The sequence below is a fragment of the Olivibacter sp. CPCC 100613 genome (genome assembly GCF_036959255.1).
GTDB lineage: Bacteria > Bacteroidota > Bacteroidia > Sphingobacteriales > Sphingobacteriaceae > Olivibacter.
Window position 1 is genome coordinate 79,974 of record NZ_JAWMTI010000007.1, and the last position, 19,566, is coordinate 99,539.

15 protein-coding genes are annotated in these 19,566 nt (G+C 43.1%); 9 read left to right on the plus strand and 6 right to left on the minus strand.

Translation table 11 applies throughout. The features are described 5' to 3' along the window. Genes RYH73_RS19845 through RYH73_RS19855 form a run of 3 tightly spaced genes read right to left on the minus strand, consistent with a single transcriptional unit; the run spans window position 1 to window position 2,425 of the window. Window positions 1-702 carry a DUF5683 domain-containing protein gene (locus RYH73_RS19845; RefSeq protein WP_335315224.1) on the minus strand — a complete coding sequence of 234 codons (702 nt, stop codon included), beginning with the start codon at window positions 700-702 and terminating at the stop codon, window positions 1-3. Then, complete coding sequence (locus RYH73_RS19850) at window positions 702-1,631, minus strand: ParB/RepB/Spo0J family partition protein (RefSeq protein WP_335315225.1); 930 nt, start codon at window positions 1,629-1,631, stop codon at window positions 702-704. The genes RYH73_RS19845 and RYH73_RS19850 overlap by 1 nt, the downstream gene beginning before the upstream one ends. Continuing rightward, complete coding sequence (locus RYH73_RS19855; RefSeq protein WP_335315226.1) at window positions 1,631-2,425, minus strand: ParA family protein; 795 nt, start codon at window positions 2,423-2,425, stop codon at window positions 1,631-1,633. Before RYH73_RS19855 ends, RYH73_RS19850 begins: the two co-directional genes overlap by 1 nt. A 294-nt stretch (window positions 2,426-2,719) precedes the next feature. Between RYH73_RS19855 and RYH73_RS19860 the strand changes: the two genes are divergently transcribed. Further along, window positions 2,720-3,241 carry an NADPH-dependent FMN reductase gene (locus tag RYH73_RS19860; RefSeq protein ID WP_335315227.1) on the plus strand — a complete coding sequence of 174 codons (522 nt, stop codon included), beginning with the start codon at window positions 2,720-2,722 and terminating at the stop codon, window positions 3,239-3,241. On the opposite strand, the gene RYH73_RS19865 is transcribed toward RYH73_RS19860, so the two are convergent. Beyond that, window positions 3,242-4,009, minus strand: coding sequence for a DeoR/GlpR family DNA-binding transcription regulator (locus RYH73_RS19865; RefSeq protein ID WP_335315228.1), 768 nt, complete (start codon window positions 4,007-4,009; stop codon window positions 3,242-3,244). Between the two features lie 351 nt (window positions 4,010-4,360). On the opposite strand from RYH73_RS19865, the gene RYH73_RS19870 reads away from it, so the two are divergent. From RYH73_RS19870 to RYH73_RS19905, 8 genes are all read left to right on the plus strand, one after another. After that, window positions 4,361-7,573, plus strand: coding sequence for a SusC/RagA family TonB-linked outer membrane protein (locus tag RYH73_RS19870; RefSeq protein WP_335315229.1), 3,213 nt, complete (start codon window positions 4,361-4,363; stop codon window positions 7,571-7,573). Between the two features lie 107 nt (window positions 7,574-7,680). Beyond that, entirely contained in the window at window positions 7,681-9,423 is a 1,743-nt protein-coding gene (locus tag RYH73_RS19875; RefSeq protein WP_335315230.1) for a RagB/SusD family nutrient uptake outer membrane protein, read from the plus strand. A gap of 129 nt (window positions 9,424-9,552) precedes the next feature. After that, a complete protein-coding gene (locus RYH73_RS19880) occupies window positions 9,553-10,794 on the plus strand; it encodes an MFS transporter (RefSeq protein ID WP_335315231.1) in 1,242 nt (413 codons plus the stop codon). 156 nt (window positions 10,795-10,950) lie between these two features. Then, window positions 10,951-11,952, plus strand: coding sequence for a 2-hydroxyacid dehydrogenase (locus tag RYH73_RS19885; protein WP_335315232.1), 1,002 nt, complete (start codon window positions 10,951-10,953; stop codon window positions 11,950-11,952). A gap of 3 nt (window positions 11,953-11,955) precedes the next feature. After that, window positions 11,956-13,398, plus strand: coding sequence for an FGGY-family carbohydrate kinase (locus RYH73_RS19890; RefSeq protein WP_335315233.1), 1,443 nt, complete (start codon window positions 11,956-11,958; stop codon window positions 13,396-13,398). Beyond that, a complete protein-coding gene (locus tag RYH73_RS19895; RefSeq protein ID WP_335315234.1) occupies window positions 13,395-14,834 on the plus strand; it encodes an FGGY-family carbohydrate kinase in 1,440 nt (479 codons plus the stop codon). Before RYH73_RS19890 ends, RYH73_RS19895 begins: the two co-directional genes overlap by 4 nt. Further along, window positions 14,828-15,427 (plus strand): histidine phosphatase family protein, encoded by a 600-nt coding sequence (locus RYH73_RS19900; protein WP_335315235.1) that lies wholly within the window; start codon window positions 14,828-14,830, stop codon window positions 15,425-15,427. The genes RYH73_RS19895 and RYH73_RS19900 overlap by 7 nt, the downstream gene beginning before the upstream one ends. A 13-nt stretch (window positions 15,428-15,440) precedes the next feature. Further along, window positions 15,441-16,316, plus strand: coding sequence for a glycerophosphodiester phosphodiesterase family protein (locus RYH73_RS19905; protein WP_335315236.1), 876 nt, complete (start codon window positions 15,441-15,443; stop codon window positions 16,314-16,316). Window positions 16,317-16,543: 227 nt separating this feature from the next. Here RYH73_RS19905 and RYH73_RS19910 read toward each other — a convergent pair whose 3' ends face one another. Together RYH73_RS19910 and RYH73_RS19915 are read right to left on the minus strand one after the other, a co-directional pair. Then, window positions 16,544-17,575 (minus strand): GntR family transcriptional regulator, encoded by a 1,032-nt coding sequence (locus tag RYH73_RS19910; RefSeq protein ID WP_335315237.1) that lies wholly within the window; start codon window positions 17,573-17,575, stop codon window positions 16,544-16,546. Between the two features lie 97 nt (window positions 17,576-17,672). Next, window positions 17,673-19,553 carry a beta-L-arabinofuranosidase domain-containing protein gene (locus tag RYH73_RS19915; protein WP_335315238.1) on the minus strand — a complete coding sequence of 627 codons (1,881 nt, stop codon included), beginning with the start codon at window positions 19,551-19,553 and terminating at the stop codon, window positions 17,673-17,675. Window positions 19,554-19,566 lie beyond the last annotated feature (13 nt).

Sequence of the window (19,566 nt, forward strand, 5' to 3'; positions counted from 1 at the left end):
TTACTTAATAGAAAATGTTGCCTTTAAGCCCACTACGGGTGTAGTGCGATAAGCCATCATACCAGGCACCTGCATCAAGGTGGGGCGGATATTGAAGGTAAGGTCATCGCTCATATCATAGCGTTTGAATTTCGCATCAATATAAGCATCAATTACGTTCAGGGCGTACCATCCAACCGTGAGAAGGATTGTTAAGTCCCGGTTTCGCCGGTAAAAGTCCTTCGCTCCGATGAGCCATTCCGTCGTGACATAGTCAGGATATTTTGGATTTTGGCTGAGCCCCTGATTTGCGAGACGAAAGCGAACTTCCTCTAATGTTTCACTGTAGTTATTCTGGGCGAAGACAAAGGAATAACCCAAACCACCAAAACCTGCCCAGATAATAGGAGCCTTCACATAGCCCCAACCACGATTAAACAATTGTCCCCAACCCGGTAAGATAAGGGAACGACGAACTGCTTGCTTCGTTAACGCTTCGAGTGCTAAGCGTGCTGAATCTTTATAAACAACAGGCTTTTGCTCCTCCTGCTTTTCTTTTCGTCTTTTGCGTTCCTTTTTCGATACATTGGCAGTATCGGTCATATCAAAACGATCTTTGCTGATATCACCGGGCGTTCTAACACTATCAGGCACCTGCGCGAAGGCAAAAGAACACCCTATCGAAAAAAAAACGAGTAAAAAGAGAAACCGAAATAGTGTCATTACCAGTCTAATAACTCCAGAATCCGACTCAGATCGTCTTCCGACATAAATGGAATCTCAATCGTGCCTTTCCCGCCTTTATTTTTCACATTGAGCTTTACTTTAGTAGAAAATTTGGAGGCCAGATCATCCTGGATCTTTTGAAACTCAAACGATAACGATTTCTCTTTAGTATCCGGCTTCGCTTTATTCTTGTAGGCATGGTCATTAACCAAGCGCACCAACTCTTCCACCTTTCGTACTGACAGCCCTTTATCAATGATTTCCTGAAAAATATACAGCTGCTTATCGACATCCGCGACATTGATCAGTGCGCGTGCATGCCCCATGCTTAATTTTCCATCGCGGATCGATGCTTGAATAACCGGTGGAAGTTTCAGCAAACGAAGATAATTAGTAACAGTAGATCGATTTTTACTTACTCGATCACCCAATTCTTCTTGTTTTAAATTACATTCGTCGATCATCCGCTGAAAGCTCAAAGCAACCTCAATTGCGTTAAGATTTTCCCGTTGAATATTTTCAATGAGGGCCATTTCCAACATTTGTTGGTCATTAGCCGTCCGTATATAGGCTGGAATTTCTGTCAAACCGGCAATTTTAGACGCTCTCAGACGTCGCTCTCCGGAAATCAATTGGTAATTCCCACTCCCTGCTTTACGCACCGTAATGGGTTGAATCAAGCCTTGCAACTTAATTGAGTCGGCAAGCTCATGGAGTGCTTCCGCGTCAAAATCCGTTCTCGGCTGAAAAGGGTTGACCTCAACTGCGGTGATCTTAATATGACTAACCGCCCCTGGAGGCACTTCTTTCCCGATCGTTTCTACGGTTGACTGTTGACTTGCTGCTGTTTGCTTGATCACTTCATCTGTATCATTCAGCAGCGCACTTAAACCTTTTCCTAATCCTATTTTCCGCTGTTGCGCCATTATATTTTTGCCTCCTCTTGCTCTTTCTGTAAACCGTTTTTAATTAAAATCTCCCGCGCTAAGTTTAAATAGTTAATGGCTCCCTTTGAATTGGCGTCGTGCATAATCACCGAAATACCAAAACTTGGCGCTTCACTTAACCGCGTATTTCGCTGAATAATTGTATTGAAAACCAAATCATTAAAATGGGATCTTACTTCTTCAACCACTTGGTTGGATAAGCGTAAGCGGACATCATACATTGTTAGCAAAATACCTTCGATCTCAAGATTGGTATTTAACCGATTCTGAACAATTTTAATCGTATTCAACAGCTTACCCAGTCCTTCCAATGCGAAATATTCACATTGAACCGGAATGATCACTGAATGAGCAGCTGTTAATGCATTGATGGTAATCAATCCCAATGATGGTGAACAATCAATGATAATAAAATCATAATCGTCACTTACCTGGTTCAATACGGAACGCATTTTGTATTCGCGGTCATTGAGATTAATCATCTCTATTTCGGCTCCTACAAGGTCAATATGTGCGGGCAGTAAATCTAAATTAGGCGTTTCCGTTTTTTGGATAGCCTCCCGAGGGTCTAAATCGTTAATAATACATTCGTATACACTCGATTTGATCGCCCTTGGATCGAATCCGATGCCTGAGGTCGAATTCGCCTGCGGATCGGCATCCACTAACAGTGTCCGATACTCCAATACGGCAAGACTCGCTGCTAAGTTAATTGAGGATGTGGTTTTACCTACTCCTCCTTTTTGATTGGCTAACGCTATGATTTTACCCATTATAATTTATAAGTCCTAAGTCAACAATAATCGCTTAATGGATTCATCCTCGAAATCCGTCTTCATCCATTAAACTAGGATGTTATCGTAATATTGCCCTTCATGGCATTTTTTCCTAACAAATTGATCAGGTTTCTCCAGAGGCAAGCATCCTTTTTCTTCTCTCATTTATATAAAAATGCGTTTATTTAGTATATTCGCAATTTTTAAACACGTTGAATAAGGTTGCTAAGATACAAATTTTACACAGCTTAAGAACCAGAAGAAGTCTAGATTTTACACATATTATCAACAATGATCACAATTATAGCCGGCACCAATCGTAAGGACAGCTACTCCTTGAAGGTCGCGAACTATTACCATCGACAACTTGATAAAAAAGGTTATGGCTCCGAGGTCATATCGCTCGAATCTTTGCCGGATAATTTTATTGTAAGTGACCTTTATGGCGCAAGAAGTGAAGCATTTCAGCCTATACAGGATCGGATCAGTGCCACTACAAAATTTATTTTTATTATTCCCGAATATAACGGAAGCTTCCCCGGGGTGCTGAAAACATTGATCGATAGTTGCCTTTTTCCCGACAGTTTTGTCGGCAAGAAAGCGGCACTTGTAGGCATCAGTTCCGGAAAATATGGTAATATTCGCGGAGTCGAACATTTCACCGGCGTCTGTCACTACCTTAACCTCCACACGCTGCCTTTACGGATCCACATCCCCTATATCAAACAAGAATTGAATGAAGAATTAGATTTTTTTAAAGAAGATACCCTCCACTTCACGAATCAACAACTTGCTGACTTCATCGCCTTTTGATTAAGTAGCGATCATCACTTTAACACCTTTCTTCTCCAATAATTTTACAGTAGCAGACGGAATCCCCTCATCGGTTACGATATAGGCGACATCACCCAGCTCACAAATCTTACCGATCCCTCTTTTTCCAAACTTTGTACTATCGGCCAGTACGGCAACTTGCTGCGCAGCCCGAATCATTTTTTGATTCAGCCCCGCCTCCGCCAAATTACTGATCGATAAACCAAAATCAATGTCGATTCCGTCAACCCCAAGAAACAAAATACCGCAAGATATATTTTCAAGAATATATTCCGCATGTACCCCGGCCACCGAAGACGAGCTCGGTCTGACCAAACCGCCCAATTGCAGCACTTCAATATTGTTTCTTCCGCTTAATTCAAAAGCAACTTTAATCGCCGGTGTAATGACTGTAATGGGATGGCCTGGTTGAAGTGCACGGGCAAACTCAAACACCGTTGTACCCGAACCAATCATAATAGAATCATTTTTCCCGATCAACGACAACGATGTTTTGGCAATTTTTTGTTTTTTATCCGGATTAATCAATGCTTTCTCAACGATCGGCCGATCATTGGCATAAGGATTTGTCAATGACGCCCCTCCCCTTGTACAAAACAAGAGGTTCTTATCTTCTAAAAACTTTAAATCTTTTCTTATGGTAACGCCTGAAACCTTTGTCATTTCCACCAGCTCGGGAATGGTAGCACTGCCATTCGTTTTAACAAGCTTAATGATCGCTTCATGTCTCTTGGTAATATTCCTCATAATCACGGATTCTGTTACAAGAATACTTATTATTTTCTCAAAAATCAATAAGTCGATCAGCGTGTTTCAAATTGTTTTATTTTATTTAAAAAAACTTTTATATACATTTATTTTGTTATTTTTTGTTAAAAAACATATTTTAGCATACACAAAACCAGTTAAAACCAATTGTTTACCGATCAAATCATTATCATTTTTTTATAGCTTAAAATCATCTAAAGCGAGAAATAACCATAGAAAAACTGAATTTGATAATCTATTCTTAATCGCTTCTTAACATTCAAAAATGATTTTTGGCAACATTATGAAATATTAATAAACAAAACTAAACAATCAATAAAACTAAAAAAAATGAAAAGAAAGATCTATCTAAGCCTTTTCTATTACTTCAGTTGCGCCTCTCTCTTATGGGCACAGGAACAAAAAACCTTACAAGGTAAGGTAACAACAGTGAACGGAGAAAGTCTACCCGGTGTTTCTGTCACCGTGATCGGAACGGATAAACGCATGGGCACTACCACCAATGAAGAAGGAGCTTATAGCTTGTCGATTCCAGAAGGAGCCAGCCTCTCTTTTTCGATTATTGGCTATACCACACAACAGTTGAATCCTCAGGGCAAACATGAATTGAATGTAGTGATGAAATTAGGCCAGGCAGACCTGGAAGAAGTTGTAGTTGTCGGTTATGGCACCCAAAAGAAAGCGAACTTAACCGGCGCGGTTGATCAGGTCGGAAAGGAGGTTTTTGAAAACCGTCCGCTCACCAGTACCACGCGTGGCCTTCAAGGGGTGATCCCTAACTTGAATATTAAAATGACCGACGGCAAGCCCACGCGTGAAGCTACTTATAACGTACGGGGCAGGACCTCAATCGGGGCCGGTGGTTCCGCTTTGGTATTGATCGACGGTGTTCCCGGTAATCCGGATCTCCTGAATCCCAACGATATCGAGCGTGTGACGGTTTTGAAAGATGCGGCATCGGCTGCGATTTATGGGGCACGTGGTAGCTTTGGAGTCGTATTGATCACTACGAAAACACCTAGCAAAGAACGATCGGTCATTACCTATTCATCAGGTTACTCTAGAAATGACCATACGAAGCGTCCGGATCTGGTAACGGAAGGGTATCCCTGGGCAAAAACATTTAATGATGCTTTTAGCTCCTGGAATGACTACAGCGCAGACCCCCAGAAGGCCAATAGCGTATTTCCCTGGTCGCAAGAATATTTGGAAGAATTACGCAAGCGCTACGAGGCAGGCAATACGCCTTCAACGGACATTGACCCTGCAACCGGGCGCTATGTCTACTATGGCAGTACAGATTGGCTAAAGGAATTATATGCCGATCACACTCCTTCAATGGAACAACAATTGAGCTTTTCCAGCAGTGGCGAGAAGACTTCCTTTTATCTTTCGGGTCGATACAATAATCAGGGTGGTATTTTTCGTTATAACCCGGATAAATTCAACCAATATAATTTACGTGCGAAGGGAAGTATTCAAGTGAAAGACTGGTTACGTGTCGAGAATGACATTACTTACAATGAAAGAAAATACTTTACCCCTATTCTCAACCATCCAAGTAACACCCCGGTATGGCGACGCATTTCGGACGAAGCCTTTCCGGTGGCCATGCTCCGCAATCCTGACGGCACACTTACAGAAAACGCATCAATTGTTTTCGGCAGCTTCATTTCAGGCAATAACCATTGGGATGAATCGCGCAGGCAAACACGCAACACTTCACGGATTTTTACGAATTTCTTCGATAATAAATTAAAAATCAACGGTGATTTCACCTTCGAAAAAACACTCTTCAATCGAACACAACTCTATACACCTGTTCCTTATAGCAATGCCCCGGGTGTTTACCTGGAACGTGGCATCAGTAAGATGAACGAAAAAATTGACAATACAACCTATCTCGCATTGAATGCTTATGGGCAGTATACCAATCAATTTGGTAAAAACCATTTCAATGCTGTATTGGGCTATAACTATGAACGCTCTAAACTTGGCAGCCGGTTTATGGAGCGCGATAATTTGATCAACCCTTCCTTACCAGATTTCTCTTTAATTGATGGGCAGAATTTCCTTTTAACAGGCGGTGGAAACGAATGGTTGACTGCGGGCGGTTTCTATCGGGTCAGTTATGATTATGACGGAAAATACCTGCTCGAAACGAACGGCCGCTATGATGGGTCTTCTAAATTTCCACGTGGACAACAATGGGGCTTTTTCCCTTCCATCTCTGGCGGTTGGCGTGTTTCTGAGGAAAACTTTTGGCAGGACGGCTTAAAACAGGCCATTGGCGAATTCAAACTGCGGGCTTCTTATGGAAGTTTAGGAAATGGAAACATCGATCCTTATCAATTTCTGGAAATCATGAATGTTAACCGATCTGCCCTGATATTGAACGGCATACGGCCAAACTACACGTCCAACCCAGGGGTTATACCAGATGGACTCACATGGGAGAAGGCGACTACCGTCAATATCGGAACGGACCTGTCTTTTATTAAAAATCGACTGAATGCTACTTTCGATTGGTATACGCGAAAAACCACCGATATGTTTACCGTTGGACTCCCTTTGCCGGGTATTTTTGGAACGGACGTACCAGAAGGGAACTATGCGGATCTAAAAACGATCGGCTGGGAATTGAGTCTTAACTGGCGCGACCAGATTAAAACAGCTAAACCCATTAATTACGATCTGCGTTTTACACTTGCCGACAGCAGGGCATTCATCACGCGTTTCAACAACCCTCTAGGGCTGATCAACACCTACTATGAAGGTCAGCGTGTTGGTGATCTGTGGGGTTTTGTTAACGACGGCTTCTTCCAGAGTCAGCAGGAAATTGACAATTACACAATTGATCAGTCGTTCATAAGGGTGTCAGCAGCCAATAAAATCCTACCGGGCGACATCCGATTTAAAGACATGAACGGTGATGGAAAGATCGATCAGGGCACCAATACTTTAGGTGATCCGGGCGATCAGGTAATTATTGGGAATACCGAACCTCGTTTTCAATTTGGTTTCAATGCAAATTTCAGCTGGAACAATTTCTTTTTAGCCAGCTTCTTTCAGGGCGTGGGAAAGCGCGAATTCATGCCGGGCTCGGATAATGCGCTCTTTTGGGGACCCTACAACCGTCCTTACAGCTGGCACCCCACTTATGTGGTGGAAAACATGTGGTCACCGGATAATCCGGATGCTTATTTTCCTCGGCTAAGAGGGTATACCGCCCTCAATTCGCGGGGCGAGCTCACTTTCAATCAGACACGTTATCTCCAAAATGCAGCATATATTCGGTTAAAAAACATCACGATCGGTTATAACCTTCCAACATCCTGGCTCAGTAAGATTCATGTTGAAAACTTAAGCGTTTACTTTACAGGGCAAAACCTCTGGACCTGGTCGCCCATGTTCAAACACAACCCAAACATGGATCCGGAAAACATCGAACGTGCAGATCCTGAACTCAATGCAAATGCAGGGCAGGGTATGGCTTACCCGATGTTAAAAACCTATACACTTGGAATCAACGTAACCCTTTAAATAAAGACGATCAATAATGGAGATATGAAACGATCATGATTTGCCAATCACCTCGTTAAATCAATAATCATGATCGTTTCATTTCCTTAAAAAAACAAATTATAGAGATGAAAAAGATATTTTTTATAGGCGCACTTGCACTGCTAACGGCTTGCGAAAAATCATTCGAACTTTATCCTCCGGACAAGCTCTCGCCTGAAACGGCGTTCAATACAGAAAAGGACTTACAATTGTACGCGAATTCTTTCTACAACAACTTACCGGATGGGAATGATATCGTAAGAGGGGATCAAGTAAGCGATTTCCTTGTGGGTTCCACCATCGATGCCTACCTATCCGGAAGCTACTCTGCCGCACAAGCGGGTGGCTGGACTTGGGGAGCGCTACGGAACATCAATTATTTCCTTGAACAAATGGAGCGAGCCCAAATAACGGACGAATCGCGCAAGCATTTTGAAGGCCTTGCGCGCTTCTTTCGTGCCTATTTTTACTTTAACAAAGTGAAACAATTTGGCAATGTGCCCTGGCAAGAGAAAACACTTGGGGTTGATGATCCCGATTTATACAAAACACAAGATCCCCGGGAATATGTAATGGATAAGGTGCTGGCGGATCTGAACTTTGCTTGCGAAAATATTACCGAAACCATCGACCCAACGTCTTCACAAATAACCAGAACGATAGCCCTCGCCTATAAATCAAGAATCTGTCTCTTCGAAGGCACCTACCGTAAATACCATCAAGAACTTGGTTTGGAAGCGACCGCCAATACCTGGCTTCAGGAGGCTGTCGACGCCGCAAAAAAAGTTATCGATGGAGGAAAATACCGCCTAAATGTAGAGTCGGACCCGACACTGAGTTTCAGAAACCTGTTTATCAACGAGCAGCCCAAAACCAACGAGATTATGCTTGCGGCAGTAAACAATGCTTCACTACGTGTCCTTAATGACGCTAACTGGTTTTGGACAAGTGCCACCTACGGAAGAAGACTCAGTTTTACCAAAACATTCATCAATACATTCCTAAATCGCGACGGCAGTCGCTTTACCGACCAAGTCAATTACAACGAGATACCATTCTGGAACGAAGTAAAGAACCGAGATCTGCGTTTACAGCAAACAATCCGCATGGGTAACTATCAACGAGAAGGGCAAGCTGCGCCTCCCGACTTTACTTACACCTATACCGGTTACATGCCTTATAAGTTTACGCTCGACTCGAAAGCCACGGATGGTCGAGCGGAAAATAACAATTCGCTTCCTCTAATGCGTTATGCAGAAGTTTTACTTAATTATGCAGAGGCCATGGCAGAATTGGATCTTTTTACGGAATCGGAATGGAACCTAACCATTAAATTACTTCGTGAACGTGCAGGCTTAAGCAACACCGCTATGCCTTTAGCTTCCGATCCCTACCTCCAACAAGCGTACTTCCCCCATGAGAACTTGAGTACCGCTTTGCTTGAAATAAGGAGAGAAAGAGCAATTGAGCTGGCAATGGAAGGTTTTCGTTATGACGATCTCATGCGCTGGAAGCTAGCGCCTTTATTGCTCAAACCTTATGTCGGTCTTTATGTTCCCGCCCTCAACACTGCCTACGATCTTAATGAAGATGGTCAGAACGATGTATCGTTTGTCACCGCAGTCCCGTCAAATCCGCAAAAGGGAATTGTCTATTTCGTCATCAACGGCACACAGCATTATTTGAGTAATCAAAGCAGTGGAACCATCGTTGCACAAAATAACCTGACGCGGGTATTCGAACCTTTTATGTATCTAAGACCCATCCCCATAGAAGAGATTACACTTAATCCGAACTTAAAACAGAATCCCGAGTGGGAATCGCGGTAGTATGAAACCCTTGATAACACATGATGTGTTATCAAGGGCTCAAACTTAAATTTTATTTATTTATATTAAAATTTGTTATTTTTTATTTCTTTTTGTTTATTTGAATTACTAACACCATTATAAACAAACATGATAACTGCCAACGACTCGTCTTTACTGGCGAAAGCCGGTCTTCCGAAAAACTTAACGTGGGGATACCTGGGCGTATTGATTTTTATGATGGGGGATGGTGTTGAGCAAGGCTGGCTCAGTCCCTATCTCTTATCACAGCACATGCGCATTGAGCAATCCGCAGCCTTATTTACGGTATACGGTGTTACCATTGCGATCTCCTCCTGGCTATCGGGTGTACTCGCAGAAACTTATGGCCCAAAAAAGGCAATGTTGGCCGGTTTACTCCTTTATATTATCGGTACTGTTGGTTTTGTAGGTTTCGGCATGGCCAGACTTCATTATCCGATCATGTTGGCAACTTACGCCATTCGCGGTTTTGGCTATCCTTTATTTGCTTATTCTTTTCTGGTATGGATCACTTACAAAACACCACAAACGATGTTAGGAAGAGCAGTTGGATGGTTTTGGTTTGTCTTTACCGGTGGATTAAATGTACTGGGGGCCTATTATTCGAGTTGGGCGATTGAAAAGCTGGGTTATCAAAACACCTTATGGAGCTCGATTTTCTGGGTGGCCTTGGGCGCTCTTTTGGCCCTCGTATTTAACAAAGAATCTTTTGATACCCATCAAAAAAGAGGTCAAACTCCTAATAAAGGGGAAGAGCTTATGAAAGGCTTCACCATTATCAAAGAGGAGCCCAAGGTACTTTTGGGAGGGATTGTACGGATTATTAACACGACGGCTCAATTTGCATTCCCTGTTTTTTTGCCGATTTACATGGCGCAGTTTGCGATCAGCACCAAAGAATGGCTGCAGATATGGGGAACAATCTTTACAGCAAATATTGCCTTTAACTTGATTTTTGGCTTTATAGGGGATCGTCTGGGATGGCGCAGAACGATTATTTGGTTTGGCGGTATCGGTTGCGGCTTAACCACCCTGCTTCTCTTTTACATCCCCGTGTGGACCGGTGGGAATTACTGGGCAGTTATGTTGGCCGGTGTTTTATGGGGCGCCTTATTAGCAGGTTACGTTCCCTTATCGGCGCTTGTACCCTCTCTGGTCGAAAAAGACAAGGGAGCCGCTATGGCCATCTTAAATTTAGGTGCCGGTCTTCCGGTATTTGTTGGTCCAGCTCTTGTCGGCCTATTCATCAGCACCATTGGAAATGCAGGAATTGTCTGGATTCTGGCTACATTGTATTTTATAAGTGCGCTACTCACCGTATTTATAACATTACCGAAAAAAATGAAGTGAATGTAGAAATAAGAAAATTGAGGTAGTTGAAGCAATCACAACAGGCACCAATGAATAAATAGTTATATAGGGATGAAACCGTCATGATTTGCAAAAATCACACTGTGAAATGATTAAATCATGACAGCTTCATCACCAAAGAAAAAAATTTAAAAGATGAAAATTTTAATAACAGCCCCTTATCACGAAAAGGCCCAACGCGAACTAGCAACGTTATTCGGAGAAATTGTCTACCGCGAATGGAAGGAGAAAGGAAGCGCCTATACGGAAGGCGAGTTGATTGCTTTGCTTACAGAGGTCCAACCGGATGCGCTGATAACCGAACATGATCAAGTAACAGAGAAAGTCATCATGGCCTTTCCGTTGCTCCGATTCATCGGTGTTTGCAGGGGAACCCCTTCCAATATAGCGATCGATATCGCCACTCAAAAGGGCATCCCTGTATTTAATACACCTGCACGCAATGCGCAGGCAGTGGCGGAGCTGTTTATTGCGAACTTGATTACCTTTATGCGACATACGCTTGCCGGTATCCGATGGCTGGAAGGAAAACAATGGGAAGCGGGCGCGCATGCTTCCTACCTACAGTTTAAAGGGCATGAGCTTGCGGGAAAAAAAGTAGGTATGGTCGGTTTTGGCGCCGTGGGCCAGACAATCGCGCATATACTTCAACATTTTCCATGCAATATCGTTTACTATGATCCCTATCATACAGATGAAAACACACAATTTAGCAAAGTATCGTTGGAAGAGCTTTTCCGTTCCTCGGATGTCGTTGCCATCCATTTACCGGTGACGGAACAGACAAAAGGCATGATCGATAAGCAATTCATTTCTTTAATGAAAAAGGACGCTATTTTTGTCAACACAGCAAGAGCGGTAGTCGTTAACCGAACAGATTTATTGAAAGCGATTGTAGACGAAAAAATCGCAGGGGCTATTCTGGACGTCTTTGATCATGAACCGCCGGATGCGATCGACTATGAATTGATCCATCATGAACGTGTTTTAGCCACTCCTCATATAGCAGGCGCAACCTTTGAAGTAGAAGATCACCATGCTGACATCATGAATGATTGCTTAAAAAACTTCTTCAAAGAGGGACGCAAGCAGGTTAGGCAGCTTGTTAACAAAGAAATACTGTCATTTAAAAATTAAACGATGAAGCAGGAAGCTTATTTGGTGGTTGACATAGGGACAGGTAATGCACGGGTAGCGATAACGGCAGCTGATGGAACGATCCTGAAACTGAAACGGGAAAATGTGCATTATGAACAGGATTCCGACTACCCGGATGCAATCTCTTTTGACCCTACAAAGCTCTGGAATCAGCTCATACAGATGAGCAAGGAGCTTTTACAGGAAAAGGAGAATTACCATATCGTAGCAATTACAGCCACCAGTCAACGTGAAGGGATTGTCGCTCTTGATGCCAAAGGCAATCCAATAATAGGCATGTCCAATCATGACAATCGTGGCAGGGAATGGGAAAGTATAATAAACGATAAGTCAGCCATGTATAAGGTGGTTGGCCGATATCCAACAGCTTTGTTTTCTGCGTTGAAGCTTGTTGGTTTACGTGAACGAAAAAAAGAGTTATGGAAGCAAGTAGTCACCTTTACGAGCATTAGCGACTGGGTCGCTTTTCAATTTTCCGGCATACTTGCCTATGAACATTCTCAAGCATCAGAAACCTTGCTATATGATATTGAACAGGCTTGCTGGAGCCCCTCCTACTGTGCTTTATTCAACCTGCCATTCGAAATGTTACCGCCGCTTAAACGTGCAGGTACTTTACTGGGGTCACTATTACCCCCATTAGCACAAGACTTACACCTCGGTGAAGGCGTGCAAATCATCGTAGGCGGTTCCGACACACAGGTTGCGATCAAAAGTGTATCACCCAACGTTGACGATATCATCATTGTTTCCGGCACCACCACACCGGTTGTCAAATTAGTTAATCATTATCAGGTAGATCAGCAAGAAAGAACCTGGACAAGCAGACACATCGATGAAGCGCACTTTGTCTTAGAGGCAAATGCCGGCGTAACCGGGTTGAATTATCAACGACTCAAGGAAATCTTCTATCCAAATGAAGATTACCAAATCATTGAAGAAGAGCTGAACCAAGTTTCCACCCCGCAATGCATCGCCTCCCTGGGTTCCTTGATAGCGGATGAAAAATCCCCCTTAACCAAGGGCGGTTTTATCTTTAATGCACCCGTTTCCCATCAGTTGACACGGGGTGATTTTGTTTGGGCCATTTTATGGGATATCGCCTGTAGCATTTATGAAAACTACAAGACACTCTGCCAAGTTACACCGCATGCGAAAGACTACGTGTTAGCTTGTGGCGGTGGTGTTCAAAGCGCCACTTTAAGACAGTTCTTGGCCAACTTATTTGATAAAAAAGTAATTATCCGAAAGACCTATAGGCAGTCTTCCGTAATCGGGGCAGCCCTCATCTGCACGGAAAGTTTAAAGGTGAGCAGCTATGAACCTTCTACACTGGAAACAAGCTTTCCCCGTGAACGTCAGCATTATTTAGCTTTATATGAGGAATGGTCTAAGGTTCGTAAAACGTTTAAACAAGTACAATGAATGAATATGTTATTGGCATCGATATCGGCACACAAGGCGCAAGAGTAGCGCTTATTCAAACAAACGGCTTCGTGATCGCGAGTGCTTCTGTCCCATTCACACTCACCGCCCAATCTCGGGAAGAACAATCACCGGATATGTGGTGGGATCATACATTAACGGCTTTGCAAAAGGTCAGCAAGCAAATATCCAAGCTGATCCCCCCTCGGGCAATAAAAGCAATTGCCACCACCTCCACGTCAGGAACGGTGATTCCCATTAATGAAAACGGACAGGCCTTGCACCCGGCACTTATGTATAGCGATCAGCGTTCCCTGGAAGAAGGAAGACGTTGTCAACGCTTAGCCAAGCAACATAATCCAAGAGGCTTTACAGGCTTTAATGCATCGTCCGGTCTTTCAAAAATTTGTTGGTTTTCAAGAAATTACCCGGAAAAAGCGAAACAGGTATACAAATGGATCCATGCGGCAGATTTCATTACAGGTAAGCTTTGCGGCAGATTTGATGTAACAGACTATACCAATGCATTAAAAACAGGTTATGACGTAGGCTCTTATGCCTGGCCGAGTTACCTAGATCAACTCGTGCCCAGGCATCATCTCCAAGAAGTGGTGGCTTCCGGAACCATTGTTGGTAAGCTGCAAGCTTCCTTAGCAAAGGAACTGCAAATACCCGAAATAGAAGTTGTGGTTGGATTGACCGATGGTTGTGCTTCCCAAATGGCTTCAGGTGCCATCAAACCAGGTGATTGGAACACCACAATCGGTACGACCATGGTTATTAAAGGCGTTACGGAGAAAAACATAATCGATCCTTCGGGTAGCATCTATTGCCATCGCCATCCGGAAGGCTTCTGGATGCCGGGGGGTGCCAGCAATACCGGGGCCGATTGGGTAAGTCTTGATTTCAACAAAGAAGAGCTTCCTCAATTGAATGAGCAAGCCGCCCAATTGATGCCAAGTTCTTTTCTGGCCTGGCCGCTTCGGCAAAAGGGCGAACGATTTCCGTTTACCGCACCGCATGCAAAGGGTTTTGCCCCTCAAGGTTTATCCAAACAGGTGCTTTATACCGCAAATATGGAAGGGGTTGCTTACATTGAACGCTATGCTTATGAACAGATCGAACGGTTATCTTCCGAGCCGGTAAGAGCTATTTTTACTGCAGGTGGTGCCAGCAATAGTGCTAGCTGGTTGCGCATACGAAGTAATGTACTGAATAAGCCGATTTATAAAGGCAGGGAGGCAACTGGCGTGCTGGGTGCAGCAATATGCGCTGCATCACAAACGACTTTCCGCTCCCTGACGGATGCAGTCAAACAGATGACGCAGATAGAGGAGGAAGTGTTTCCTGAAGAGAGCTTATCGGCAATATATGAAGAAAATTATCATAAATTTATTCAATTGTTAATCGACAAACAATACCTTGCAATATGTTAACTGTATATCTTTTAAGACATGGTGAGACCGCTTACAATGCGGATGGAAATCGCTATTGCGGCCTGACCGATCTAGACCTAACAGACCGAGGGATAGAGCAGGCAAAACAAATAGCAGTGCTACTTCAAGGTGCGTCCATTGATGCCGTCTATGCTTCCCCTTTGCGACGAGCGTATCGAACAGCCGCCTTAGCAACGGGCGGACAGTTTGAAGTAAAAACGGATCAACGATTAATGGAATTGGATTTTGGAAGTTGGGAAGGTAAAACCCGCCAGGAATTCGTCGCCGAAAACCCGGCACTTTGGGAGGCTTGGGATGCCTCACCCGAAAAAGCACGGGCAGGTGGTACCGGCAACACTGCGTTGGAAATTGTAAAACGCGTGGATACCTTCTTCTCTGATATGTTGATTAAACACGCGAATGCAAATATCATGGTGGTTGCCCATAATACGGTGAACCGCCTGTATTTAGCCTACAAATTAGGAATGCCGTTACGCAATTATCGACAAATTATTCAGGAAAATTCGGCTGTTAGCCGCTTTGAATTGGACGAACAGGAGACACTCAATCTTCATCAATTGAATGCACATTAAATTAGATCATGTCATGAACAACTTATTTTTACTAGGTATTTTTATGCTTGTCAGCTTTAATGAAATGCTTGCGCAAGAGAAGCTGAACATTATTCCCGTCAAAACGGCCAAGGATCTCCATCGCTTTTTTCAGTATAACCCTGCCAATAAGGCGATTATTTCAGGGCATCGTGGCGGAACGGAAAAAGGCTTTCCGGAAAATTCGATAGAAGCTTTCGAAAACACTTTAAAATATACACAGGCATTTTATGAAATAGACCCTCGACTGACAAAGGATAGTGTCATTGTACTGATGCATGATGCAACGCTTGACCGTACGACAACCGGAAAGGGCAAGCTAAGCGATTATACCTATGAAGAACTTCAGCACTTTCAACTAAAGGACGTTGATGGCAAGGTTACACCCTACCATATCCCCACCTTATCGGAAGCTATAGAATGGGCACGCGGAAAAACGGTCCTCAACCTGGATAAAAAAGATGTTCCCATGGAAATGACCGCTGCATTGATAAAAAAACATAAGGCAGAGGCCTTTGTAATGGTGACAGTGCACGATGCAGATCAAGCTAAATTTTACTACCTGCAAAATAAAAATCAGCAATTTTCTGCTTTTGTAAAAACACCGGATGCTTTAAAACCTTATGAAGATGCCGGGATACCGGCCAATCAGATGATTGCTTATATTGGTCCGGACATTAAACCTGAAAATCAAGTGATGTACAAATTATTACATGCAAAAGGAATACGCTGTATGATTTCGTCAGCACCTACTTACGACAAGCTAAAAACCAAAGAAGAGCGTGCCAAAGCCTATCGAGCCATTATTGAAGATGGAGCTGATGTGTTGGAATCAGACCTTCCGATTGAAGTTGGGGAGGCGATTGAGTAGTTGAGACGTTGAATAGGGAATTAGTTAATTAGCCGATTAGCCAATGGAGCATGGGCGTGGAGTAGAAGTTGTTGAGTAGTATTGCTCCTACGAACGTCATCACGAATAACCAATAACGAGTCTAGCCCTTAGGAGTGTCTCTGCTCACAACGGGCAACTCGCAACGCACAACTAATAGCTAATAACCAATAATCAGCAACGAATAACCAACAACTAGTAACCAATAACTAAATAGACGCTCTCTTGAACAAGTAAAAGGGGACCTCTACGTGCTTTTTCGAGTTTTCTAAGATTAAATTAGCCGCGGTTGTACCCATCTTTTCAAAATCGGTTGAGATGGTGGTAATACCATTCAAAATAAAGCGTTTAACCCGGGTTTCGTTATAGGAAATGACACCTACTTGGCTTCCAACCTCCAGCTTCATGGAAATGATACGATCTAGCAGAATCACTAAATCGTCTTCCATTAGATTGATATACACCTCCCCCGCGCCGATTGGCTCTTTTGCAATGTCGCTAACAAGTAGATGATCGAACGCATACTGTTGGCAAAATCGATAAAATCCTTTTATAATTTCCCTTGGAAAGTAACTTTTATCAGGAAAGATCAACTTCAGCGTATGGTATTTCGCCAATTCCTCTTTAGCCTCCTCCAATGCATGATAAATATCCTCTTCGAAATTTTCGTAGACCGCTGCATAATCCCCATCAATACCGGGAACTTTTTTATCAAGTAGTAATAATTTTTCTTTTGGTAACTGATTAATGACTTCTGCTGCCTTTTCACGTTCCTCGACAAAATGAGGAATAATCACATAATGTGTATAATCCTGCTTCTGATTCTGCAGCAACTTTTTAAAGAGGTTAAAGTCGTTATTGTAAATGTAGAAGTCAACTGCTGCGTCCATTCCAAGCGTCTTTATAAATGCATCATAAACAATTTTCTTGTGCGCACTCAATTTATTGAAAAGCAACATAATACTTCGCTTTTGTCTAAAATCGGTACGACTTACATAATAACCCTTACCCGGTACCGAGTCAATAACACCCAACTTCTTAAGGTAGCGGTATCCCTTCTCCGCGGTATCTCTCGATACTTCTAAAACAAAGCTTAACTCGTTAATAGAAGGCAACATCGTTTCCTTATCGATTTTACCATTTTTAATGGCATTCAATATGGCATTTGTTAGTTGTAGATATTTGGGAGTAGCAGAAAATTCATCAATTTTTATATACTCAAAAAACGGATCACACTTCATGGATATAGGTTACAAAGTCGAAAGATACAGATTTTTACCCTTTTTTCCATCCAATTCTTACTTATTCGCTTTGATTTATTCATCAGGTTAAGCACTTTCACTCCTTTCGACCATCTAACAGCTGGGGAAACCAAGTTTGAAAGAACGGATGTTGTATATCTTCATTACCTGCAGACGCATAATCGCAGAGAACGACTGTGATAGGATCTGCAGCCTGTTCTGTATACGATTCAGGAATAAAACGCACAGCATATTGCATCCATGAAAAGGATTTTTCACCTGCCATTGTATCCAAAGGCACATAACCATCCCGATCAAGAATTGGTTGTAATATACTGCCTAAGGGTGGACCACCAAATCGATCGTCCCTGCTCAAAACAATCGGTCCTCGCATGAGCGCGAGATACGTCGGCAATCCATCGATCCTTTCCATTCGTCCACGCATATCCAGGTTCAACCTAATTTTATCCCCTTTTTTCCAGGATCGGCTCATTGTTAGAAAACCATCCTCATCAACTGCCGTAGACAAACGATCATTCACCCAAACTTTCGTTTCTTTACTCCATGCCGGAATGCGCAGTCGAACCGAAAATTGTTCCGATTGTTCCACATCAATTTGGATGGTAATTTCGTTTCTCCGAGGATAATCAGTCGACTGTATCAGGTTTAGCTTTTGTTTTTTAGGACTCTCCAATTGATAACTCCCCGCCAAGTAAAAATTCAGTTGCACACCGTCCTTCCGTTGCATTGCCGCATAAGCGGGAAAAAGGAATAAAGCACGCGGACCACTTGCTTCACAACAGTTCAACCCCATACCACATTGTTCGCTTCCCGGCAAGCGCTGTCCGGTCAATGGCGTATACTTCGCCCATTGAGCTCCATTTTTACTCATAGCACCCAACAACGCATTATAGAAAGCATACTCCATGGCGTCTGCATATTTCCTTTCACCCGTCAGTCGAAGCAATTGTGCGCTCAATTTTATCCAGGTCACCGTTACACACGTTTCTTGGTAATGATGGACAGGAAAAGCCTGCAGAGGACGTCCTCCAAACCACATCTCTGTAGAAGCTCCCGACCCCGCGATGTTGATTTCCGTATCGTAAATATTTTGCCATGTCGCGATCACCGCATTCTTATAAGTCTCTTTACCGGTTAATCGGTACAACTCCAATAATCCTTCATAACAAGACATCATTTCATAAGCCTTATGCCCTTGTTCCCAACTATACCACTCCTTTGGCTTTGAAAATCGTTTAGCAACATCTATTTTACTTTTACCGATAAGTTGAGGTCCTTGCGGGTTCTCCCATTGCCTTACAATAGTTTCAGCGAAGTCTAAATACTTTTTTTGTCCAGTTCGCTTATACAGCAGGCAAATAGGTTCCAAAACAGAAGAAGCGGCCATCCCACGATAATTTCCTTTGGTAACCAGGATACCATCGGTTTTTGCTAAATCGTCCATCAAATTATCCGCCAGTCGTGCGGCCGCCTTTAGCACCTTTTTATCGTTTTTCAGATCATAGTAAGCCAATAAACCCAACATACAATATTTCCTTCCCCAAACGTCCCATTGCTCCAAACGATGGCTGGCATCGTAATTACCAATATAGCCGTCCGACGTCTGATTAACCAGCAATCCATGAACAGCATGCGCCAACACCTGCGCCAAAGAATCGGACGGTTTATAACGATATGCCAGTACGGCCGATGTAAACCATTTTCCCCAAAACTCAGATTGCCACATGCGGGTTTCTTTTCTGTTTTCAGGTTTAAAAACATCGACTAATCGATCGACGTCTTGTGCCAAAATACGATTCTGGTAGGAACCATCGAGCCTTTCTCCTATTATACCTTTAATCGTTAAAGTAGCAGGTAGCGAGAGAACATCATTTGGAGATTGCCCCCGCGCGCAAAAAAAGAAAAAACAACTCACCAACAGGAGTCCCTTCTGAATATGAACAAACGATCTCATCATGTTACTTACTAAT